At 64.8% G+C, this 19,536-nt stretch carries 23 protein-coding genes; 19 read left to right on the top strand and 4 right to left on the bottom strand.

All coding sequences use genetic code 11. The features are described from left to right. The first annotated feature begins 2 nt into the window (after positions 1-2). A complete protein-coding gene (locus AC1Q6P_RS03340; RefSeq protein ID WP_492663024.1) occupies positions 3-1,154 on the top strand; it encodes an HD-GYP domain-containing protein in 1,152 nt (383 codons plus the stop codon). Between the two features lie 160 nt (positions 1,155-1,314). Next, complete coding sequence (locus tag AC1Q6P_RS03335; protein ID WP_492663023.1) at positions 1,315-2,430, top strand: HD-GYP domain-containing protein; 1,116 nt, start codon at positions 1,315-1,317, stop codon at positions 2,428-2,430. A gap of 21 nt (positions 2,431-2,451) precedes the next feature. Here the strand turns inward: AC1Q6P_RS03335 and gpmA are convergent, their stop codons facing one another. Beyond that, positions 2,452-3,195 (bottom strand): 2,3-diphosphoglycerate-dependent phosphoglycerate mutase, encoded by a 744-nt coding sequence (gene gpmA, locus AC1Q6P_RS03330; protein ID WP_102769582.1) that lies wholly within the window; start codon positions 3,193-3,195, stop codon positions 2,452-2,454. A 197-nt stretch (positions 3,196-3,392) separates the two neighbouring features. Here gpmA and AC1Q6P_RS03325 point away from each other — a divergent pair, with 197 nt between their 5' ends. The 8 genes from AC1Q6P_RS03325 to AC1Q6P_RS03290 all read left to right on the top strand — a co-directional run bounded on the left by AC1Q6P_RS03325 (position 3,393) and on the right by AC1Q6P_RS03290 (position 10,342). Beyond that, entirely contained in the window at positions 3,393-4,625 is a 1,233-nt protein-coding gene (locus AC1Q6P_RS03325) for a porin (protein ID WP_133155159.1), read from the top strand. 14 nt (positions 4,626-4,639) lie between these two features. Beyond that, the gene (locus AC1Q6P_RS03320; protein ID WP_223696471.1) at positions 4,640-5,092 is read left to right on the top strand and encodes a type 2 periplasmic-binding domain-containing protein; all 453 of its coding nucleotides are present in this window, start codon (positions 4,640-4,642) and stop codon (positions 5,090-5,092) included. A gap of 57 nt (positions 5,093-5,149) precedes the next feature. Then, a complete protein-coding gene (locus AC1Q6P_RS03315; protein WP_102767736.1) occupies positions 5,150-6,664 on the top strand; it encodes a methyl-accepting chemotaxis protein in 1,515 nt (504 codons plus the stop codon). Between the two features lie 133 nt (positions 6,665-6,797). After that, positions 6,798-7,208, top strand: a complete 411-nt coding sequence (locus AC1Q6P_RS03310) for a rhodanese-like domain-containing protein (RefSeq protein WP_102767735.1) — start codon at positions 6,798-6,800, stop codon at positions 7,206-7,208. Between the two features lie 44 nt (positions 7,209-7,252). Further along, the gene (gene grxC / locus AC1Q6P_RS03305; protein ID WP_102767734.1) at positions 7,253-7,516 is read left to right on the top strand and encodes a glutaredoxin 3; all 264 of its coding nucleotides are present in this window, start codon (positions 7,253-7,255) and stop codon (positions 7,514-7,516) included. A gap of 165 nt (positions 7,517-7,681) precedes the next feature. After that, the gene (gene secB / locus AC1Q6P_RS03300) at positions 7,682-8,161 is read left to right on the top strand and encodes a protein-export chaperone SecB (protein ID WP_102767733.1); all 480 of its coding nucleotides are present in this window, start codon (positions 7,682-7,684) and stop codon (positions 8,159-8,161) included. 157 nt (positions 8,162-8,318) lie between these two features. Further along, positions 8,319-9,347 carry an NAD(P)H-dependent glycerol-3-phosphate dehydrogenase gene (locus AC1Q6P_RS03295; protein WP_492663022.1) on the top strand — a complete coding sequence of 343 codons (1,029 nt, stop codon included), beginning with the start codon at positions 8,319-8,321 and terminating at the stop codon, positions 9,345-9,347. A gap of 2 nt (positions 9,348-9,349) precedes the next feature. Next, positions 9,350-10,342, top strand: coding sequence for a Bug family tripartite tricarboxylate transporter substrate binding protein (locus AC1Q6P_RS03290; protein ID WP_492663021.1), 993 nt, complete (start codon positions 9,350-9,352; stop codon positions 10,340-10,342). A gap of 15 nt (positions 10,343-10,357) precedes the next feature. Here AC1Q6P_RS03290 and trmL read toward each other — a convergent pair whose 3' ends face one another. After that, positions 10,358-10,831, bottom strand: coding sequence for a tRNA (uridine(34)/cytosine(34)/5-carboxymethylaminomethyluridine(34)-2'-O)-methyltransferase TrmL (trmL, locus tag AC1Q6P_RS03285; RefSeq protein WP_492663020.1), 474 nt, complete (start codon positions 10,829-10,831; stop codon positions 10,358-10,360). 62 nt (positions 10,832-10,893) lie between these two features. After that, positions 10,894-11,661 carry a ComF family protein gene (locus AC1Q6P_RS03280; RefSeq protein WP_492663019.1) on the bottom strand — a complete coding sequence of 256 codons (768 nt, stop codon included), beginning with the start codon at positions 11,659-11,661 and terminating at the stop codon, positions 10,894-10,896. 106 nt (positions 11,662-11,767) lie between these two features. On the opposite strand from AC1Q6P_RS03280, the gene AC1Q6P_RS03275 reads away from it, so the two are divergent. The 7 genes from AC1Q6P_RS03275 to AC1Q6P_RS03245 all read left to right on the top strand — a co-directional run bounded on the left by AC1Q6P_RS03275 (position 11,768) and on the right by AC1Q6P_RS03245 (position 17,685). Further along, on the top strand, positions 11,768-12,655 hold the full coding sequence (locus AC1Q6P_RS03275) for a methyltransferase domain-containing protein (protein ID WP_492663018.1): 888 nt from the start codon (positions 11,768-11,770) through the stop codon (positions 12,653-12,655). 296 nt (positions 12,656-12,951) lie between these two features. Then, positions 12,952-14,073 carry a cytochrome c oxidase subunit II gene (gene coxB / locus AC1Q6P_RS03270; protein WP_102769579.1) on the top strand — a complete coding sequence of 374 codons (1,122 nt, stop codon included), beginning with the start codon at positions 12,952-12,954 and terminating at the stop codon, positions 14,071-14,073. A gap of 38 nt (positions 14,074-14,111) precedes the next feature. Continuing rightward, a complete protein-coding gene (gene ctaD, locus AC1Q6P_RS03265) occupies positions 14,112-15,740 on the top strand; it encodes a cytochrome c oxidase subunit I (protein WP_102767728.1) in 1,629 nt (542 codons plus the stop codon). A gap of 4 nt (positions 15,741-15,744) precedes the next feature. After that, a complete protein-coding gene (locus AC1Q6P_RS03260) occupies positions 15,745-15,861 on the top strand; it encodes a cytochrome oxidase small assembly protein (RefSeq protein WP_223696474.1) in 117 nt (38 codons plus the stop codon). 12 nt (positions 15,862-15,873) lie between these two features. Beyond that, on the top strand, positions 15,874-16,503 hold the full coding sequence (locus AC1Q6P_RS03255) for a cytochrome c oxidase assembly protein (protein ID WP_492663017.1): 630 nt from the start codon (positions 15,874-15,876) through the stop codon (positions 16,501-16,503). Then, a complete protein-coding gene (locus AC1Q6P_RS03250) occupies positions 16,500-16,742 on the top strand; it encodes a DUF2970 domain-containing protein (protein ID WP_102767726.1) in 243 nt (80 codons plus the stop codon). The genes AC1Q6P_RS03255 and AC1Q6P_RS03250 overlap by 4 nt, the downstream gene beginning before the upstream one ends. A 58-nt stretch (positions 16,743-16,800) precedes the next feature. After that, a complete protein-coding gene (locus tag AC1Q6P_RS03245) occupies positions 16,801-17,685 on the top strand; it encodes a cytochrome c oxidase subunit 3 (RefSeq protein WP_102767725.1) in 885 nt (294 codons plus the stop codon). Positions 17,686-17,822: 137 nt separating this feature from the next. Here the strand turns inward: AC1Q6P_RS03245 and AC1Q6P_RS03240 are convergent, their stop codons facing one another. After that, positions 17,823-18,041, bottom strand: coding sequence for a DUF2909 domain-containing protein (locus AC1Q6P_RS03240; RefSeq protein WP_102767724.1), 219 nt, complete (start codon positions 18,039-18,041; stop codon positions 17,823-17,825). A gap of 33 nt (positions 18,042-18,074) precedes the next feature. On the opposite strand from AC1Q6P_RS03240, the gene AC1Q6P_RS03235 reads away from it, so the two are divergent. Both AC1Q6P_RS03235 and AC1Q6P_RS03230 read left to right on the top strand, forming a co-directional pair. Next, positions 18,075-18,860, top strand: coding sequence for an SURF1 family protein (locus tag AC1Q6P_RS03235; protein ID WP_492663016.1), 786 nt, complete (start codon positions 18,075-18,077; stop codon positions 18,858-18,860). Between the two features lie 22 nt (positions 18,861-18,882). Next, positions 18,883-19,524 carry an SCO family protein gene (locus AC1Q6P_RS03230; RefSeq protein WP_492663041.1) on the top strand — a complete coding sequence of 214 codons (642 nt, stop codon included), beginning with the start codon at positions 18,883-18,885 and terminating at the stop codon, positions 19,522-19,524. Positions 19,525-19,536: the final 12 nt, after the last annotated feature.

Below are 19,536 nucleotides of genomic sequence, written 5' to 3'. Positions count from 1 at the left end.
CGATGCAATTGCTGAAGCTGGTGGCGGAACAGATCCAGGTGGGCGCGCCCTTGCCCTTCAATGTGCGCGATGCCGCCGGCGGCCTGCTGCTGGCCTGCGGGCAGAAGGTCTACAGCCAGACCCAGCTGCTGGCCCTGCTGGAGCGCGGCGTGTTTGCCGATGTGCAGGAGCTGCAGGCCTTGCAAGCGGGGCAGGCCGTACCGGCCGAGCCGCCCTCGCTGGCCTCGCGCTGGCAGCAGGCGGTCTGGTCGCTGGATCTGATGCTCAAGAGCCTGGGCGACAGCGAGCAATTCCTGGCCAACTGCGATGAGGTCACCACCGAGCTGATCACCCTGGCGCGTCAGGATGGCGATGTGGCCCTGTACCAATCGGTGCGGCAGGAAAACCAGCAGCTGCGCCTTTACGGCCTGACCCATTCCCTGCATGTGGCCACGCTCTGCCTGATGGTGGCGCAGCGACTCGGTTGGGCGGAATCGCGCCAACGCTCGGCCGTCAAGGCGGCACTGACCATGAATGCCAGCATCATCGAGCTGCAGGGGCGCTATGCCATGGCCGGCGGCCGCCTGACCGAGAGCCAGCGCGAGCAGATCCGCCGCCACCCCGAGGAGGCCACCAAGCGCCTGCGCGCCGCCGGCACGGCCGATGAGGAATGGCTGGTCGCTGTGGCCCAGCACCATGAGCAAGCGGGCGGCCGCGGTTATCCGCGCGGCCTGACCGAGGTGGAGGAATTGGCGCGCCTGCTGCGTCTGGTCGATGTCTTCATGGCCAAGATCAGCGCCCGCACCAGCCGGCCGGCCATGGACATCAAGCTGGCCGCGCGCCAGACCTACGAGGCCGCCCCCGGCGACGCCATGGTGGCGGCGCTGATCAAGGAGTTCGGCATGTACCCGCCGGGCGAATTGCTGCGCCTGGCCAGCGGCGAGCTGGCCGTGGTGGTGCGGCGCGGCGCCAGCCTGCAATGCCCCGTGGTGATGACCCTGGTCGATGCCCAGGGTAAGGCCTGCGCCGTGCCCATGCGCCGCGACACCTCGCGGCCCGAGCATGCGGTGGCGGCCGTGGTGCCCGACAAAAGTCTGCTCGCACGCGTGCCCAGCGAGCGGCTCTACGGTCTCTACGGCCTGCATGGTCTGGATGCCTTGAATCCCCTGCACTGACCCCCTGCTTGCAGGGCGATGCCGGCGGCTGCGCCGCTGGTCGGGCCGCCAGCAGCGGCGTAGACTGGAGCGACAAGTGCGGCCTCGTTGGTGAGGCCGGCACGGGGTGCCATGAAGGCCCGGCTGCCCCGGGACGTCAAACAGCGACGGAGTCCGCATCATGCAGTTGCTGAAGCTGGTCGCCAAGCAGCTCACCGTCGGTGAGCCATTGCCTTTCAATGTGCGTGATGAGCTGGGCAGCCTGCTGCTGGCCTGCGGCCAGGTCTTGCGCAGCGACGCCCAGCTGGAGATGCTGCTGGGCCGCGGCATGTATGCCGATGTCGAGGAAATCAAGGCCCTGGCGGCCGGCCGCAAGGTGGCGGTGGCCACGCCGACGGTGTTCGCGCGCTGGAACCAACTGCCTTGGGCGCTGGACGTGCTGTTGAAGAATGTCAGCGTCGAGGCGGGCTTTGTGGCGGCCTGCGAGGAGCTGGCTCAGGAGCTGATCCGCCTGGTGCAGCGCGACCCCGATGTGGCCTTGTTCCAGGCCACGCGCCAGGAGTCGCATCAGCTGCGCAACTACGGGCTGACCCATGCCATGTTTGTCGCCACGGGCGTGCTCCTGCTGGCCCAGCGCCTGGGCTGGAGCGAAGCCCGCCAGCTCACGGCCGTGCAGGCCGCCTTGACCATGAACCTCAGCATCGTCGATCTGCAAGGGCGCTTTGCCGTGCACGGCCGCATGACCGAGGAGCAACGCGCCCAGCTGCGTGCCCATCCGGACACGGCCGAGGCGCAGCTGCGTGCCGCCTGGGTTGAGGATGAGGAATGGCTGCAAGCGGTGCGCGAGCACCACGAGCATGCCGATGGGCAGGGCTATCCGCGCGGTTTGAGTCAGGTGTCGGAGCTGGCCGAGCTGCTTCGCCTGATGGATGTGTTCATGGCCAAGATCAGCCGGCGCGAATCGCGCCCGGCCCTGGCGGTCAAAGAGGCCGAGCGGCAGGCTTACGCCTTGATGCCCGGCAGCCCCTTCGTTGCTGCGCTGGTCAAGGAGGTGGGCATCTATCCGCCCGGCGAGCTGGTCAATCTGGCCAGCGGCGAGCGAGCGGTGGTGATCCGCCGGGGCGCCAGCATGTCAACGCCCCTGGTGGCGGCTCTGACCGATCGCAAAGGCTTGCCGATCACCCAGACGCCCAAACGCGACTGCGCTCAGCGCGAATTCTCGATCGCCGCGCTGGAGTCTGACAAGACCTTGGTCAGCCGCGTACCGCTGGAGCGGCTGTACGGCCTGCTCACCTGAGGGGCCCTGCGGCCCCGGGGGTCAGGCCTTGCCCTGGCTGGCCACGGCGGCCGCTGCCTTGGCCGCGGCTTCGGCGTCGCCGAGGTAGTAGCTCTTGATCGGCTTGAGATCGGCATCGAGCTCATAGACCAAGGGGATGCCGTTGGGGATGTTGACGCCAACGATGTCGTTGTCGCCAATGCCGTCCAGGTACTTGACCAGGGCACGGATGCTGTTGCCGTGGGCGGCGATCACCACGCGCTTGCCCAGCTTGATGGCCGGAGCCACACTGCCTTCCCAGAAGGGCAGGACGCGGGCCACCGTGTCTTTCAGGCACTCGGTCAGAGGAATGTCCTCGGGGTCCATCTTGGCGTAGCGCAGATCGCCACGCTCGCTGCGCGGGTCGCTGGGTTCCATGGCCGGCGGCGGGGTGTCGTAGCTGCGGCGCCAGACCAGCAACTGCTCGTCACCGTACTGCTTGGCGATATCGGCCTTGTTCAGACCTTGCAGCGAGCCGTAATGGCGCTCGTTCAGGCGCCAGCTGTGGACGACCGGCAACCAGGTGCGGTCCATTTGATCCAAACAATGCCAAAGCGTCCAAACCGCACGCTTGAGCATCGAGGTGTAAGCCACGTCAAAGTCAAGGCCTGCATCCTTGATCAAGCGCCCGGCCTGTTTGGCCTGCTCCACACCGGTGGGGGTCAGGTCAACATCGGTCCAGCCGGTGAAACGGTTTTCGAGGTTCCAGGTGGATTCGCCATGGCGAATGAGCACGAGTTTGTACATGGACATTGCTTGATAGGGCCGCCCGATTTGGGCTGCTTGGATTCTACGGGCCCGCTATCGCAAGTCATGCTTCACGCTTGCTTGCGATTCGTGCTCAAGTCTGTGGCGTCGGGGCCGACAACGTCTGTACAGAGCTGGGCGTTGGGCGCACATTTGTGCGGCACGCCTGTTTTTTGCTGTTCATAAAGGAGACATTCATGAGAATTGGAACTGCTGTGTTCCTGACGCCAGTGGCCCTGGCTTTGCTCACACTGGCCGGTGGCGCCCAAGCCCAAGCGGCCGGCGATTCTGCGTTTTCCTTTTCCGGTTTTGGCACCTTGGGTCTGGTCAAGTCCAGCTCGGACACCGGCAAGTACGCCCTCTACAGCCAGCCGCGCGGCGCCGACACCTCGGTCACCGGCGAAGTCGACAGCAAGTTGGGCTTGCAGGTCACAGCCCGCGCCAACGCCATGTTCTCGGGCACCGTGCAGGTGCTGACCAAGCAGGACGGCAAGGGCAAGTTCACGCCGGGCCTAGAGTGGGCCTTCGTCAAGGCCCAGGTCTCGCCGAATCTGGCCCTGCGCCTGGGCCGCATGGGCGGCCCGTTCTTTGCGGTTTCGGATTTCCGTGATGTGGGCTACGCCAACACCTGGCTGCGTCCGCCGCAGGATGTCTACGGTCAGGTGCCGGTCAGCCATTTCGACGGTGCCGATGTCAGCTACCAAACTTCGCTGGGCTCGGCCACCGTGACGGCGCAACTCTACGGAGGCAAGTCCTCGTCCTATGTCACCGGCGTCAAGGTGGAGCTGGACAAGGTCTTGGGCGTCAACGCCAGCGCTGAGCTGGAAGGCGGCGTGACCCTGCGCGTCGGCCATGTCAGCAGCAAGCTGACGGCGCACAGCACGACTCTGGCCACCATCGTGGCCGGTCTGCGCAACCCGCAACTGGCCGCGTTGAGCCCGCGCTTTGCTGCTCTGGGCAACGAGCTGGATGGCACGAACAAGACGGCCACGTTCACCGGCATCGGCGCCAGTTATGACCAAGGCGACTGGTTGGCCAATTTCGAGTACACCCAGCGCCGCACCGACTCTTATGTTTCTGACACCAATGGCTGGTACTTTACCTTGGGCCACCGCTTCGGCAAGTTCACGCCTTACCTGACCTTGTCCAAGCTCAAGGTGGCGGACGCCAACGCTGTCAATGACATCCCGGCACCGACGCCTGGGCTGGCCCAGCTGAAGGGGGGCGTCAGCCTGGTGCTGGCCGGACAAGCCACCGACCAGAAAACCACCGGCTTGGGCCTGCGTTGGGACGCCTACCGCAATATCGCGATCAAGGCGCAGTACGAACGCATCCAGCCCAAGACTCAAGGTCTGTTCCTGGTGCCTGTCAACGGCACCGTGGTCGGCAATGTCAATGTCTACAGCATCGCTGTGGACACCGTGTTTTGAGACGGAGGCCTGACATGAATCGCAAGCATCTGATCTCTCTGAACTCGCGCGCTCTGCGTCTGGCTTTCGGCATGGCTTTGGGTTTCTCGGCCCTGGCTGCACAAGCTCAAGTGGCAGTGATCGTCAACAGCAAGAGCCCGACGGCCAGCATGACGGCCGATCAAGTGGCCACCATCTTCCTGGGCAAGTCCAATGTGCTGCCCAGCGGTGCGGCGGCTGCAGCCACCGATCTGCCCGACGGTTCGCCCGTGCGCGACCAGTTCTACAGCAAGGTGACCGGCAAGCAAGGCCCGCAGGTCAAGGCCGCGTGGTCACGCCTGGTCTTTTCAGGCAAGGCCACGCCGCCTAAAGAGCTGGCTTCGGCGGCCGAAGTCAAGAAGTTCGTGGCGGCCAATCCCGATGCCATCGGCTACATCGAGAAATCTGCCGTGGACGGCAGCGTCAAGGTGGTCCTGAGCGTAGACTGATCCAACGCTCAACCTGGATGCGCCGTCGGGCGCGGCGCATCAGCACTGGAGGTTCGAATGAATGTAAAGACCAGAATCTGGCTCTTGCCTGTGTTTGCAGCGTTGATCTTTGCCATTGGCATTGCCGTGGTGTGGGGCTTCTCGGCTCGCACCTCCTCGGCCATCAACGCTGTAGGTCAGGTTCACTACCCCTATGTGGACGCCACCACGCAACTGGCCGCCCAGCTGGAAGCATTGGGCGCCACCATTCAAAGTGCCGTGGCCGAGGGCGAGAAGAAGCGTCTGGATGAAGCGAAGGAGCGTGCCAGCAGCATTCGCAAGCTGCTGGAAGCCATCGCCAAGATCGAAGGCAAGGGGGATACCGCCGCCAAGCTGAAGTCGGGCTTTGATGCTTACTTTGCGGCTTCGGTGGACACGGCCGAGCTGTTCCTTGGTATCAAGCAAGGCGATCAAGCCGGTGCGATTCCCAAGATGCAGGCCGCGCTCAAGACCCTGGATGCCGAGGTCAAGGCGGCTCGTGTCGATGCCAGCGAAGGTTTCGAGAGCGGCCTGCACAAGGCCGAAGGTGGCGTGTCCGCCAGTCTCTTCGCCATCCTGATCAGCGGTTTGGTCGTGGTGGTGGCGCTGGGAGTTGGATCCTTCCTGGTGATCGGCAGCGTCTGGCGTCAGCTGGGTGGTGAGCCTGAATACGCTCGCGATGTGATGCGTCAGATGGCCGATGGCGATCTGTCCCAGGACATTCACGTGGCACCTGGCGCAGAAGGCAGCTTGCTGGATGCGGTGCGCGCCATGTCGCAAGGCCTGGCCGCCATCGTCAGTGATGTGCGCATGGGCACCGATTCCATGTCGGTGGCCTCACGCGAAATCGCGGTCGGCAACCATGACTTGTCGGTGCGGACCGAGAAGCAGGCCACTTCGCTGGAGCAGACCTCCGGCAATATGCAGACCCTGACCGACACCGTGCGTCAGAGCGCCGAAGCGGCAGCCCAGGCCAATCAACTGGCCGGTTCGGCCGCGACCGTGGCGCGCAAGGGTGGCGAGGTGGTGGCTCAAGTGGTCTCGACCATGGAAGAGATCAACACCAGCTCCAAGAAGATCAACGACATCATCGGCGTGATCGATGGCATCGCCTTCCAGACCAACATCCTGGCGCTGAATGCTGCCGTCGAGGCGGCGCGTGCGGGCGAGCAGGGCCGCGGTTTTGCCGTGGTGGCCAGCGAAGTGCGCTCCCTGGCGCAGCGCTCGGCCGAAGCGGCCAAGGAGATCAAGTCCTTGATCGGCGCCAGCGTCGATCGTGTCGAGTCGGGCAGCCGCCTGGTCCGCGACGCCGGTGCCACCATGACCGAGATCGTGGCCAGTGTGCAGCGGGTGTCGGACATCATCGGTGAGGTGACTGCGGCCTCCGGCGAACAAAGTCAGGGCATCGGTCTGGTCAACCAGTCGGTGGTGCAGCTCGATCAGATGACGCAGCAGAATGCGGCACTGGTCGAGGAGGCCGCTGCCGCCGCCAGCAGCCTGGAGCAGCAAGCCCAGGCCTTGCAGGCGGCTGTGGCCACTTTCAAGCTGCGCTGACCGCGAATCTCGCGCTCCGAGCGCACAGCCCTGGTGTGCCAGGGCCTTCTTCCAGCCCGCCGCTGCTTCGCATCGGCGGGCTTTCTATAATCCCGCCTCCACTCTTTCACGGACGCCTCACGGCCGCTGCCCTTTGAACTTCTTGCTCGACAACTGGATTTTGGTCTTGGCTGCGTTGACCTCGGGCGGCCTTTTGCTCTGGCCCACGCTGGCGAGCGGCGCGCAGGGCGCTGCGGTCAACACGGCAGAAGCGGTGCGTTTGATGAATCGCGAAAAGGCGGTCTTGATCGACGTGTGCGAGCCGGCCGAGTTTGCGGCTGGCCATGTCGCCGGCGCTCGCAACGTGCCTTTGGCTTCGCTGGAGGGTCACAAAGGCCTGCCCAGCAACAAGAGCCTGCCGGTGATCGTGGTCTGCCAGAGCGGCGCCCGCGCGGCCCGCGCGGCGGCCCAGCTGCGCAAGCTGGGCTATGAGAAAGCCCAGCCCCTGGCCGGTGGGCTGAATGCCTGGCGCGAAGCCAGCCTGCCGATCGAGAAGAGCGCCTGAGTCGGCTCGGCTTCCTGTCTCGCCTGGTTTTTGAGGAGTCGGCCATGAGCCACGTCAAGATGTACACCACCCAGGTCTGCCCGTTCTGCGTGCGGGCCAAGGCCTTGCTGAAGCAGCGCGGCGTCGAGCAGATCGAAGAAATCCGCATCGACCTGAACCCGGCCGAACGCGATGCCATGATGGCGCTGACCGGCCGCCGCACCGTGCCGCAAATCTTCATCGGTGAGACCCATGTCGGTGGTTGCGATGATTTGATCGCGCTGGACCAGCGCGGAGGCCTGCAGCCCTTGTTGCAAGCAGGCGCCTGATTCCGAAGCGGGTGGCTGCGGGCGCGCTGAACGCCCCTGGCGTCCGCCGGCCCGAATTCAAGAGCGGGCAGACCCCCACAGACTGAAATATTCGCTGCGCCATAATCAGCGCCGCTGCCCGCAGCAAAGAAGCTGGCGGGCCTTTACTTTTTTGGGAACCCCATCATGGCCGAAGAGAACAACACCCCCGTCTTCCAGATTCAGCGCATGTACCTGAAGGATCTGTCGCTGGAGCAACCCAACGCCCCGCAAATCCTGCTGGAACAAACCCAGCCCCAGGTGGACATCAACTTGGCCCTGGCGGCTGAGCCGGTGGTGGATGGCATCTTCGAAGTGTCCGTGACGGCCACCGTCACCACCAAGGTCGGCGACAAGACCCTGTTCCTGATCGAGGCCAAGCAAGCCGGCATCTTCGAGATCCGCAATGTGCCGCAAGAACAGACCGAAGGCATCCTGGGCATCGTCTGCCCGCAGATGATTTACCCCTACCTGCGCGCTGTGGTGTCTGACGTTTGCACCCGCGCTGGCTTCCCGCCCGTGCTGCTGACCGAAGTCAACTTCCAAGCCATGTTCGAAGCTCAGCAAGCCGCACGCGAAGCAGCGGCCAACGGTGGCGACGCTGCCGCCGCGCCGACCCTGAACTGAGATGGACTGTCTGCTGGAGACCGGCGCAAGCCGGCCTCTGCGCGCCACGCCCCCGCTGTTGTTCGGCCGGGGCGTTTTGCATTTCGGGCGTCGTCGGCTTGCGCGGGCGCATGCAGGGCGGGGCCGGAGTACCTGTTTTGAAGGTTAAGCTGCTGCCATGAAGATCAGCATTCTTGGAGCCGGTGCCTGGGGTACGGCCTTGGCCGTGCAGGCCGCGGCCCGTCACGAGGTGGTGTTGTGGGCCCGCGATGCGGCGGCCGTGGCCGCCATGCGGGCCGAGGGCCGCAACCGCGCCTATTTGCCTGACACGCCGCTGCCTGAAGGCCTGCAGATCGAGGGTGATCTCGCCCGTGCCGTGGCCCATGCCTGCGAGGCGGCCGAGCCCGGATTGATCGTGGTGGCCACGCCCATGGCCGGCCTGCGTGCCATGCTCGCGGCCTTGCCGGACGGGGCGCGTGTGCTCTGGTTGTGCAAGGGTTTCGAGGCCGGCACCGGCCTGCTGGGGCACGAGATCGCCCGCGCGGTGCAGCCGCGCCTGCGTGTGGGCATTCTCTCGGGGCCCAGCTTTGCGCAAGAGGTGGCGGCGGGTCAGCCGACCGCCCTGGTGGCGGCCAGCGAGGATGAAGCCCTGGCACAGGCGGCCGTGGCGGCCTTCCACAGCGAACGCCTGCGCGTCTACACCTCGGCCGACCCGGTTGGCGTCGAGGTCGGCGGTGCGGTCAAGAATGTGATGGCCATCGCCGTTGGCGCAGCCGATGGTCTGCGTCTGCGCGCCGAGCGAGAAGGGCAGTTGCTCGATGCGCCGGGGCTCAATGCCCGCGCCGCCCTGATCACCCGCGGCCTCGCCGAGATGCTGCGCCTGGGCCTGGCCCTGGGCGCGCGCAGCGAGACCTTCATGGGCTTGTCGGGCATGGGCGATCTGGTGCTGACCGCCACCGGCGATCTGTCGCGCAACCGCCGGGTCGGCCTCTTGCTGGCCGATGGCCTGCCGCTGGCGCAGATCCTGCGCGAGCTGGGTCATGTCGCCGAAGGGGTGTACAGCGCACCCACGGTGCTGGCGCGTGCTCGCGCCAAGGGCGTGGACATGCCCATCACCGAAGCCGTGGTGGCCGTGCTGGAAGGGCGCCTGAGCCCTGCCGATGCGGTGGACCTGCTGATGGGGCGGCAGGCCCGTTCCGAGCACTGAGCATGGCGCCCGCGGCCCGGAAATGTGGTTCACGTCGTCGGCTGCTGGCGCTGGCCGCCTCGGGGCTGGTGCCACCGCTGCGCGCGGAGCCGGCCTGGCCAGCCGCACGGCCGATCAAGCTGATCGTGCCTTTTCCGGCCGGCAGCTCACCCGATCTGGTGGCGCGCTGGCTGGCCGAGCCGCTGGCCGCCGCCCTGGGGCAAACCGTGCTGGTCGAAAACCGGCCGGGCGCCGGCGGCAATATCGGCACGGCGCTGGCAGCCCAGGCGGCGCCCGATGGTTATACCTTGCTGCTGACCATCCAGGGGCCGCTGGTGACGGCGCCCTTGCTCAACCCCAAGCTGCCCTACGACCCGCTGCGTGATCTGCGGCCCATCGGCCTGGTGGCCAGCTCGCCCAATGTGCTGGTGCTGGGCAGTGGGGTGAATGCGCGCGATTGCGCTGAGTTTGTCCGTCAGGCCCGCGTGCAAGGTGTGGCCTGGAACTACGGTAGCGTCGGCAATGGCAGTGCCTCGCACCTGGCCATGGAGTCCTTCAAGGCTCGCGCCGGCCTGGCTCTGACCCATGTGCCCTACGCCGGCTTCCCGCAGGTCACCAACGCCCTGCTCAGCGGCGAACTGCAGGCGGCCTTCATGGTGCCAGGTCTTGCCATGGCGCAGGTGAGGGCGGGCAAGCTCAAGGCCCTGGCCGTCAGCAGCCTGGGCCGGGTGGCGGCACTGGCCGATCTGCCCACCTTGGTGGAGCTGGGCTATCCGGGCTTTGAGGCCATTTCCTGGCAGGCCTTGCTGGCGCCGGCACGCACGCCCAGCGTCGTCGTCGAGCGCTTGTCGGCCGTGCTGCTGCGCATCTGCCGCAGCGATGCCTTTCGAGCCAAGCTGCTGGGGCTGTACTTCAGCGCGCAGGGGACCGCACCCGAGGGCTTGTTGAACCTGATGCGTGCGGATCGCCTGCACTGGGCTCAAGTGATCAAGATGGCCCAGGTCAAAGCCGACTGACCGAGTTCAAGCGGTTCAGGCCTGACTGCCTTCGTAGCCGTTCTGGCGCCAGGCTTCGAACACCGCTACAGCCACGCTGTTGCTCAGATTCAAGCTGCGTTGGCCCGGGCGCATGGGCAGGCGCACGCGCTGCGCCTCGGGGAACTGCTCCCGCAGTTCGGGCGCCAGGCCGGCGGTTTCCGAGCCAAAGACCAGGAAATCACCGGCCTGCCAGCGCATTTGCGCCAGCGGCTGGCTGCCGCGTGTGGTGAAGGCAAACAGGCGATCGGCCGGAGGCCGCGCGGTGGCCAGGAAGACGGCCCAGTCGCGGTGGCGGTGCACGGCGGTGTACTCGTGGTAATCCAGGCCGGCGCGTTGCAGCAGCCGGTCTTCCATGGAAAAGCCCAGCGGCTCGATCAGGTGCAGGCTGCAGCCGGTGTTGGCCGCCAGGCGGATCACATTGCCGGTGTTGGGGGGAATCTCGGGTTGCACCAGAACGATGTGGAACATGGGTCGCGTGAAGAAAATTTGAGGGGAGTGTCGGTCCTTGAGCGCAGCCCTGGATCGCCGGCTCAGCGCCGGATGCTGTCGCTGCCGCCTTCCGGCGTGCGCGCCACCACCCAGGCCTCGACATGGGCCGCGCCGGCCTGGCGCAGCACGCGGGCGATCTCGAACACGGTGGCGCCGCTGGTCATCACATCGTCGAGCACAGCCACATGGCTGCCCCGCAGATCGGCCAGGCGGCCGGGCTCGACGGCGAAGGCCTGCTTCACATTGTGGCCGCGTTCTTGCAGAGGCAGGCGCGCCTGCTGGGTCGTGCTGCGCACGCGCAGCAGCAAATGCGCGTCGCAGGCCAGCTTGCGGCGGCGCGCCAGGGCCCGGGCCAGCTCGTAGCTCTGGTTGTAGCCGCGTTCCTTCAGCCGCTCGGGTGCCAGCGGCACGGGCAGCAGCCAGTCGGGCGGCTCGACCTGCGCGATGCTCAAGGCCTGGTGCAGGCGCTCCAGCAAGGTCTCGCGCAGATCCAGGGCCTGGTGGAATTTGTAGTGCTGCAGCAGGCCATCCCAGGGAAAGCTGTAGTCGAGGGCGGCAACCGTGCGGTCCAGGGGCGGCGGCTCGCGCAGGCAGCGGCCGCATTTGGCCTCGCGTCGGCCGCTCAGTTCGGGCGGCAGGCGTGCCGCGCAGGTCCAGCAGCGCGGGGCGGGGCGCGCGTAGCGCAGCAGACAGTCGGCGCAGACCCGGGCGGTGGACCACGCACGGCAGACTGCGCATTGCCCGGGGCAGCGCATCAGCACCCGCTCGACCCAAGCGGGTTTGCCGGTCGCCGCATGCTGGGTTTCCATGGGCTCAATATACTGCCCGCCCATGGCCGATCCCTTGACTCCCCCTAGGACGGAAACGTCCGCCGCAGCCCCGTCTGCGCCCGCTGCCCGGCCGCAAGATCTGGATGTGAACGCCCTGCGCCGGCAGGCGCGGCGCTTGGCCAGCCTGGCCCAGACGCCTTGGCTGCATGAGGAGGTGGCCACTCGCATGGCCGAGCGCCTGGCCATCATCAAGCTGCAGCCGACACGCGTGCTGCAGTGGTCGGGCCTGCTGGGCGGCGGCGAGGCGGCCTTGTTGGCGGCCTACCCGCAAGCCGAGCACCGTGTGATCGAGCTCGACGCCGCCCTGGCCGAGCGCAGCCAGGCCTTGCACAAACGCTCCTGGTGGCAGAACGCGCTGGGCCGTGGCGCCACGGTGCAAGTGCAGGGCCCCCAGGCGATGGCGGGCTTGAAATCAACGCCAGAACAGGATCAGGTCGGCCTGGTCTGGGCCAATATGGCCTTGCACGCGGCACCCCATCCACCTGAGACCCTGGCGGCCTGGCATGGTGCTCTGCGGGTTGACGGGTTTCTGATGTTCTCTTGCCTGGGCCCCGACAGCTTTGTCGAATTGCGCCAGCTGTTTGAGCGCCAAGCTTGGGGGCGTGCCGGCCCGGACTGGTGGGACATGCATGACATCGGCGATCTGCTGGTGGGAGCCGGCTTTGCCGATCCCGTGATGGACCAGGAGCGCATTCATCTGACCTGGGCGCAAGCCGACGACCTTCTCAAAGACTTGCGCTTGTTGGGTGGCAATGTGGCGCCCGAGCGATTTGTCGGCTGCCGAGGCAAGACCTGGCACCAGAAGCTTTTGCAGGCCTTGGAAACATTGCGTCGGCCTGATGGCCGGCTGCATCTGAGCCTTGAAATCGTGTACGGGCACGCGTTCAAGCCGGTGCCGAAGATACGGGTAAGCCCTGAGACCAGCCTGACTTTGGAGCAGATGCGCGCGATGGTGCGTCGATCTGGGGGCTGATAGAGGCTTAAAGCGACAGTGGGTCGCGACATGCTGGGCTAAAATTCGCGTTTAGCCAAAATGCATGACCCGTGACTTTAGGGTCAGACCATGCCAGCGTCTTTGACGAGCCTCAAAAGAAGCGCTGAAGCGGTTGCATCAATGGGCCGGCCGGGCAGTGAAACGGGTTCACGCCAGGGCTCTCATGAGACGAATTTGAAACAAGAGTGACGACCATGAAGATGATGAACGCACGAGTGCATCAGGCCGCGCGCCGCGTGGGGCAGCTGGCGCAAGTGGCCGCGGCGGCCGGCGCGATGCTGGTGGCCCAGACGGCCCTGGCAGCCCAGGCGGTCCAAGACCTGCCGGGTGGCCCTGCGGTCAATCAACTCAATCTGCACCCCCCGGTCACCCGCATTGCGGCCGACCAGATGTGGCTGCACAACTTCATGCTGATCATCTGCCTGGCCATTTTTGTGGCGGTGTTCGGCGTGATGTTCTATTCCATCTTCAAACATCGCAAGTCCAAGGGCGCGGTGTCGGCCAACTTCCACGAAAGCGTGAAGGTTGAGATCGCCTGGACCGTGGTGCCTTTCATCATCGTCATCCTGATGGCCCTGCCGGCTACCAAGGTGGTGGTCGCGATGAAGGACACCACCAACGCAGATCTGACCATCAAGGCCACCGGTTACCAGTGGAAATGGGGTTATGACTACCTGAAGGGCGAGGGCGAGGGCATTGGCTTCTTGGCCACTTTGGACACGGCCCATCGCGCCATGTCCGACGCCGGCAAGCCGGCTGGCGATGACTACCTGCTGAAGGTGGACAACCCCCTGGTCGTGCCCGTCAACAAGAAGGTTCGGATCATCACCACCGCCAACGACGTCATTCACGCCTGGATGGTGCCGGCCTTTGGTGTCAAACAAGATGCCATCCCCGGCTTCGTCCGCGACACCTGGTTCAAGGCCGAGAAGATCGGTGATTTCTACGGCCAATGTGCCGAGCTGTGCGGCAAGGAGCACGCCTACATGCCCATCCACGTGAAGGTGGTGTCGGCAGAAGACTACTCCAAGTGGGTGGATGGCAAAAAGAAGGAACTGGCCGCCAAGGCGGACGATCCGAGCAAGGTCTGGGAGCAAGCCGCCCTGGTGGCTCGTGGTGAGAAGGTCTACAACGCCAACTGCGCGGCCTGCCACAAGGCCGATGGTTCGGGCGCTGGTCCGATCAAAGCCCTGGTGGGTTCGCCGGTGGTGCTGGCGGAAGACAAGCTGGCTCAGATCAAGGTGCTGCTGAATGGCCAGAACAATGGCGCCATGCCGGCCTGGAAGCAATTGAGCGACACCGAGATCGCCGCGGTGATCACCTACACCAAGAACAGCTGGTCCAACAAGACCGGTCAGGTGGTGCAGCCGGCTGAAGTGCTGGCCGCCCGCAAGTGATGGGCTGAACGTCGACAAGCGTTGATAAAGGAAACAAGATGAGTGCAGTGCTTGGCCACCCCGGTCATGACGTTCATGACCATGACCACCACGATCACCACGCCCCCACGGGCTGGCGTCGTTGGGTCTTTGCCACCAACCACAAGGACATCGGTACCCTGTACCTGCTGTTCTCGTTCACCATGCTGATGATCGGCGGCATCTTGGCGCTGTGCATCCGCGCCGAGCTGTTCCAGCCCGGTCTTCAGTTCTTCAATCCGGAACTGTTCAACCAGTTCACCACCATGCACGGCCTCATCATGGTGTTCGGCGCCATCATGCCGGCCTTTGTGGGCTTCGCGAACTGGATGGTGCCGCTGCAGATTGGCGCGTCCGACATGGCTTTTGCCCGCATGAACAACTTCAGCTTCTGGCTGATGATTCCTGCGGCCATCATGTTGGTGGCGTCCTTCTTCATGCCGGGTGGCGCGCCTGCCGCCGGCTGGACGCTGTATGCGCCCCTGACCCTGCAGATGGGCCCCTCCATGGATGCCGGCATCTTCGCGATGCACATCCTGGGTGCCTCGTCCATCATGGGTTCGATCAACATCATCGTCACCATCCTGAACATGCGCGCACCCGGCATGACGCTGATGAAGATGCCGATGTTCTGCTGGACCTGGCTGATCACCGCTTACCTGCTGATCGCCGTCATGCCTGTGCTTGCCGGTGCCATCACCATGACGCTGACCGATCGTCACTTCGGTACCAGCTTCTTCAGCCCCGCTGGCGGCGGTGACCCGGTGATGTACCAGCACATCTTCTGGTTCTTCGGTCACCCCGAGGTCTACATCATGATCTTGCCGGCCTTCGGCATCGTCAGCCAGATCGTGCCGGCCTTCGCCCGCAAGAAGCTGTTTGGCTACGCCTCCATGGTGTACGCAACCGCTTCGATCGCCATCCTGTCCTTCATCGTGTGGGCTCACCATATGTTCGCCACCGGCATGCCGGTGACGGGCCAGCTGTTCTTCATGTACGCCACGATGTTGATTGCCGTGCCCACGGGCGTGAAGATCTTCAACTGGCTGGCCACCATGTGGCGCGGTTCCATGACCTTTGAAGTTCCCATGCTGTGGGCCGTGGGTTTCATCTTCGTGTTCACCATGGGTGGCTTCACGGGTCTGATCTGCGCCATGGCGCCGATCGACATCCAGATCCAGGACACCTACTACGTCGTCGCCCACTTCCACTATGTGCTGGTGGCCGGCTCGCTGTATGCGCTGTTCGCTGGCGTCTACTACTGGGGTCCGAAGTGGACCGGCGTGATGTTCTCCGAGACGCGCGGCAAGATCCATTTCTGGGGCTCGCTGATCAGCTTCAACATCACCTTCTTCCCGATGCACTTCCTGGGTCTGGCCGGTATGCCCCGTCGCTATGCCGACTACCCGCTGCAGTTCGCTGATTTCAATGCCATCGCCTCCGTGGGCGCCTTTGCCTTCGGTCTGATGCAGGTGTACTTCTTCCTGTTCGTGGTCATCCCGATGATGCGCGGCAAGGGTGAGAAGGCTCCGCAAAAGCCCTGGGAAGCTGCAGAAGGCCTGGAGTGGGAAGTGCCGTCGCCGGCTCCCTTCCACACCTTTGAAGAGCCGCCCAAGCTGAACGCCAGCGCCACCAAGGTGATCGGCTGACACCATGAGCGCCACGCCTGAACAACGCAAGAGCAACAAGCGCCTGGCGCTGATCCTGTTCACGGTGGCCCTGGTCTTCGGACTGGGCTTCGTGACCAAGATCGCCTTGCTGGGTTTCTGAAATCGGCCTGCGATGAGCGAATCCAAGCGGCCCTGGACCCTGGCGTCCGCCCTGCGCAGGGACAATCTGCACTTGGTGGGCAAGCTCTTGGTCGTGGTGACCATGATGTTCGGCTTCGGCTACGCGCTGGTGCCGCTCTACAACGCCATCTGCTCGGCACTGGGCATCAATGTGCTGTCGCTCAGCGAGCGTCAGCACGCGGTGCGCGCCGAAGATGTGAAGAACGGCCAGATCGACTACAGCCGCAAGATCACCATCGAGTTCGACGCCAATGCGCGCGGGCCCTGGGAGTTCAAGCCGGCCATGTCGCACGCCGTGGTGCATCCGGGCGAGCTGACGACGGTGATGTACGAGTTCCGCAATGTGCAGAACCGCGTCATGGCGGCCCAGGCCATTCCCAGCTATGCACCCAAGCAAGCAACGGCGCACTTCAACAAGCTGGAGTGCTTCTGCTTCAACGAGTACACCTTGCAGCCGGGCGAAACCAAGCAGTGGCCGGTCGTCTTCGTGATCGACCCCAAGCTGCCCAAGGACGTCAAGACCATCACCCTTTCCTACACCTTCTTTGAAGTGGCGGGCAAGGGCAAGGCGCAGGCCCAACTCAGCGCTCCGGTGCTCAGCAGCAAGGAGCCGCGCACATGAGCCAGGCCGGTGAAGACCTGAAGCAGGCGGCGGCTCGGCCGCTGTCCTTTGTGCAGACCATGAAGGCCGTGGCCTGGTCGTTTTTCGGCGTGCGTCGTGGCGCCGACTATGAAAAAGATGTGGCTCAGCTGAACCCGGTGCATGTGATCATTGCCGGGCTCATCGGGGCCGTTTTATTCGTGCTGGTTCTGGTGCTGTTGGTCCAATGGGTCATCGGCAGCGGGGTCGCCGGCGCTTGAGGCTGGCAGCGTTTGCAGCGTCATCAGCAGGACTGAATTTAGTTCGAGGAGAAAAGAAATGTCGGCAGCGACTACCACGGGCAAGACCCCTTACTACTTCGTACCAGGGCCCTCGCGCCATCCGGTGATGGCCGCCATCGGCCTGTTCTTCGTGATCCTCGGCGCAGGCCAGTGGATCAATGACCATGACTGGGGCAAGTACTCGCTGGTCTTCGGTCTGCTGTGGTGGGCCGTGGTGCTCAAGCAATGGTTCGGCGATGCCATCCGCGAAAGCGAAGGCGGTCTGTACAGCGACCGCATCGATGTGTCCTTCCGCTGGAGCATGGGCTGGTTCATCTTCTCGGAAGTGATGTTCTTTGCCGCCTTCTTCGGTGCGCTGTACTGGGCTCGCGTCCATGCTGTGCCGACCCTGGGCAGCTTGGAGAACGCGTTGCTGTGGCCTGACTTCAAGGCTTTGTGGCCCAGCGTGGCAGCCGGCATGACGGCCTCGCCTGCCGGCGTCGTTGAGCCCTTCACCACCATGGGCCCCTGGCCGCTGCCGACCATCAACACCGCGCTGCTGCTGACCTCGGGCGTGACCCTGACGGTCGCTCACCATGCGCTGATCGCCGGCAATCGCGGCAAGACCATCGCCTTCATGTGGATGACGGTGCTGCTGGGTGTGATCTTCCTGTGCGTGCAGGGCTATGAGTACATGCACGCCTACCGTGACCTGAACCTCAAGCTGAGCTCGGGCGTCTACGGTTCGACCTTCTTCATGCTGACCGGCTTCCACGGCTTCCACGTGTTCGTTGGCATGCTGATGCTGCTGTTCATCACCCTGCGCCTGCAAAAGGGCCACTTCACCAAGGACCGCCACTTCGGTTTCGAAGGCGCCGCCTGGTACTGGCACTTCGTGGACGTGGTCTGGCTGGGCCTGTACTTCATCGTCTACTGGATGTGAGGTCGGCCCACTTTGGATGGCGGCGGATATCCGCCGTCCAAAGGGGTTGGCAGGCCGCAGTCGGCCATGAAAAAGCGCCGCAATTCGCGGCGCTTTTTTTCTGAGGCGGGGCCATGCAAGCCCGTTCGTGCCGCGCTTCAGCGCTGCATGGGCAAGCCGGTCGGTTCGATCCAGCCCATCAGATAGCTCAGCAAGATGAACAGGAACAAGGCCACCGACAGGCCGACCCGCAAGGCCAGGGCGCGGGCCATATTCGGGCCGCGGCTCTCTTGCTTGCCGTTCTTGAACATGAACAGACCAGCGGCCGCGAGGGCGCCGAGGATGCCGATGAATGCGAGGATGACGATGAGTTTCATGGTCGCGGATTATGCGCTTGGGGGCCAGCACTGATGGCTGGCTTGAGTCCTCGGGCGCGCGCGTGGGTGATCGGTCTGGCCACACTGTCGGCGGTGTTGCTGACGGCGCGGCTGGGCTTTTGGCAGCTCGATCGCGCGGCGCAAAAGGCCGCACTGCACAGTGCCGTGCTGGAGCGGGCCCAACTACCGCCCTTGCGCGCCGAGGCTTTGTTGGCCGCACCTGTGGAGGCCGAGACCCAGTTGCACCGTCTTGTGCGTTTGCGTGGGCGCTGGCTCAGCGAGCACACCGTCTATCTGGACAATCGGCCCATGAACGGCCGGGTTGGTTTTTTTGTGGTGACGCCGCTGCAGCTCAGTGAGCGCCCCGACATCATCTTGGTGCAGCGAGGCTGGGGCCCGCGTGATGCCCGGGATCGCAGTCGCTTGCCCGAAGTGCAGACGCCGACAGGGGAAGTGGAGTTGCTTGGGCGATTGACCGTGGCGCCTTCCCGTGCATACGAGTTCAGCGCGGCAGGGGAGGGCCCGATCCGGCAAAATCTTGACCCAGCCAGCTTGGCCAAGGCGCTGCCCGCTCCCTTGTTGCCTTTGACGGTGCTGCAACTGCCCGATGCCGACGCCACGCCGGCGGCAGGCGCGGCAAGTTCACCTCCTGCCGACGGTTTGTGGCGTGATTGGCCGGCGCAGGATGCCGGCCTGCAAAAGCACCACGGCTACGCTTTTCAATGGTTTGCGCTTTCTGCGCTGCTTCTGGGTCTTTATGTCTGGTTCCAAACAATCCGTCCCCGCATCCGCTCCCGCCGCAGCGAGCACAGCGCCTGAAGCCGAGGGCCTGACCTTGACGGTGCACAGCCTGCCCAGCTCGCAAGGCCTGGCCGACGCGCAGCGTCAGCGCGGCGGTCGCCTGCGCATGCTGCTGGTGCTGGCGGCCTGTGCTGCGCCGGTCGTGGCGTCCTACTTCACCTTCTATGTGATCCAGCCACGCGGTTCGGCCTACAGCGAATTGATCCACCCGACCGTGGATCTGCCGCCGGCTTTGCACCTGCAAGACCTGCAGGGCAAGCCGGTCGCCGCCGAAAGCCTCAAGGGCCAGTGGTTGCTGACCCTGGTGCAAGAGGGCGACTGCGACGAGGCCTGCGAGCGTCGCTTTTTCATGCAACGCCAGCTGCGCGAGATGCTGGGCAAGGAGCGCGACAAGGTCGACAAGCTCTGGCTGCTGCCCGAGGACTCGCCTTTGCCCAAGCCCGAGCTGATTCAGGCCCTGACTGCCGGCGTGCCGGTGACCATCCTGCGCGCGCCGCGTGCCGAGCTGGAAGCCTGGCTCAAGCCCGCAGCCGGCCAGACCCTGAAGGACCACGTCTATCTGGTCGATCCCATGGGCCGCTGGATGATGCGCTCGCCGCCGCAGCCGGACCCGTCCAAGCTCAAGGGCGATCTGACCCGCTTGCTCAAGGCCAATGCGGGCTGGGACAAAGAAGGGCGCTGAGCCGCCTGGGCT

It is taken from the genome of Roseateles sp. GW835-FHT13E02 (assembly GCF_058794035.1).
This window is presented reverse-complemented; position numbering and strand designations above follow the sequence as displayed.

Bases quoted from the DNA above. Each gene is read 5' to 3' on its own strand.
- AC1Q6P_RS03260 (WP_223696474.1), top strand. From the start codon at position 15,745: ATGAGCGCCACGCCTGAACAACGCAAGAGCAACAAGCGCCTGGCGCTG.
- grxC (WP_102767734.1), top strand. From the start codon at position 7,253: ATGAGCCACGTCAAGATGTACACCACCCAGGTCTGCCCGTTCTGCGTG.
- coxB (WP_102769579.1), top strand. From the start codon at position 12,952: ATGCTGGTGGCCCAGACGGCCCTGGCAGCCCAGGCGGTCCAAGACCTG.
- AC1Q6P_RS03250 (WP_102767726.1), top strand. From the start codon at position 16,500: ATGAGCCAGGCCGGTGAAGACCTGAAGCAGGCGGCGGCTCGGCCGCTG.
- AC1Q6P_RS03240 (WP_102767724.1), bottom strand. From the start codon at position 18,041: ATGAAACTCATCGTCATCCTCGCATTCATCGGCATCCTCGGCGCCCTC.
- AC1Q6P_RS03320 (WP_223696471.1), top strand. From the start codon at position 4,640: ATGAATCGCAAGCATCTGATCTCTCTGAACTCGCGCGCTCTGCGTCTG.
- trmL (WP_492663020.1), bottom strand. From the start codon at position 10,831: ATGTTCCACATCGTTCTGGTGCAACCCGAGATTCCCCCCAACACCGGC.
- AC1Q6P_RS03245 (WP_102767725.1), top strand. From the start codon at position 16,801: ATGTCGGCAGCGACTACCACGGGCAAGACCCCTTACTACTTCGTACCA.
- AC1Q6P_RS03315 (WP_102767736.1), top strand. From the start codon at position 5,150: ATGAATGTAAAGACCAGAATCTGGCTCTTGCCTGTGTTTGCAGCGTTG.
- AC1Q6P_RS03235 (WP_492663016.1), top strand. From the start codon at position 18,075: ATGGCTGGCTTGAGTCCTCGGGCGCGCGCGTGGGTGATCGGTCTGGCC.
- AC1Q6P_RS03290 (WP_492663021.1), top strand. From the start codon at position 9,350: ATGGCGCCCGCGGCCCGGAAATGTGGTTCACGTCGTCGGCTGCTGGCG.
- secB (WP_102767733.1), top strand. From the start codon at position 7,682: ATGGCCGAAGAGAACAACACCCCCGTCTTCCAGATTCAGCGCATGTAC.
- AC1Q6P_RS03340 (WP_492663024.1), top strand. From the start codon at position 3: ATGCAATTGCTGAAGCTGGTGGCGGAACAGATCCAGGTGGGCGCGCCC.
- gpmA (WP_102769582.1), bottom strand. From the start codon at position 3,195: ATGTACAAACTCGTGCTCATTCGCCATGGCGAATCCACCTGGAACCTC.
- AC1Q6P_RS03255 (WP_492663017.1), top strand. From the start codon at position 15,874: ATGAGCGAATCCAAGCGGCCCTGGACCCTGGCGTCCGCCCTGCGCAGG.
- AC1Q6P_RS03280 (WP_492663019.1), bottom strand. From the start codon at position 11,661: ATGGAAACCCAGCATGCGGCGACCGGCAAACCCGCTTGGGTCGAGCGG.
- AC1Q6P_RS03325 (WP_133155159.1), top strand. From the start codon at position 3,393: ATGAGAATTGGAACTGCTGTGTTCCTGACGCCAGTGGCCCTGGCTTTG.
- AC1Q6P_RS03335 (WP_492663023.1), top strand. From the start codon at position 1,315: ATGCAGTTGCTGAAGCTGGTCGCCAAGCAGCTCACCGTCGGTGAGCCA.
- ctaD (WP_102767728.1), top strand. From the start codon at position 14,112: ATGAGTGCAGTGCTTGGCCACCCCGGTCATGACGTTCATGACCATGAC.
- AC1Q6P_RS03295 (WP_492663022.1), top strand. From the start codon at position 8,319: ATGAAGATCAGCATTCTTGGAGCCGGTGCCTGGGGTACGGCCTTGGCC.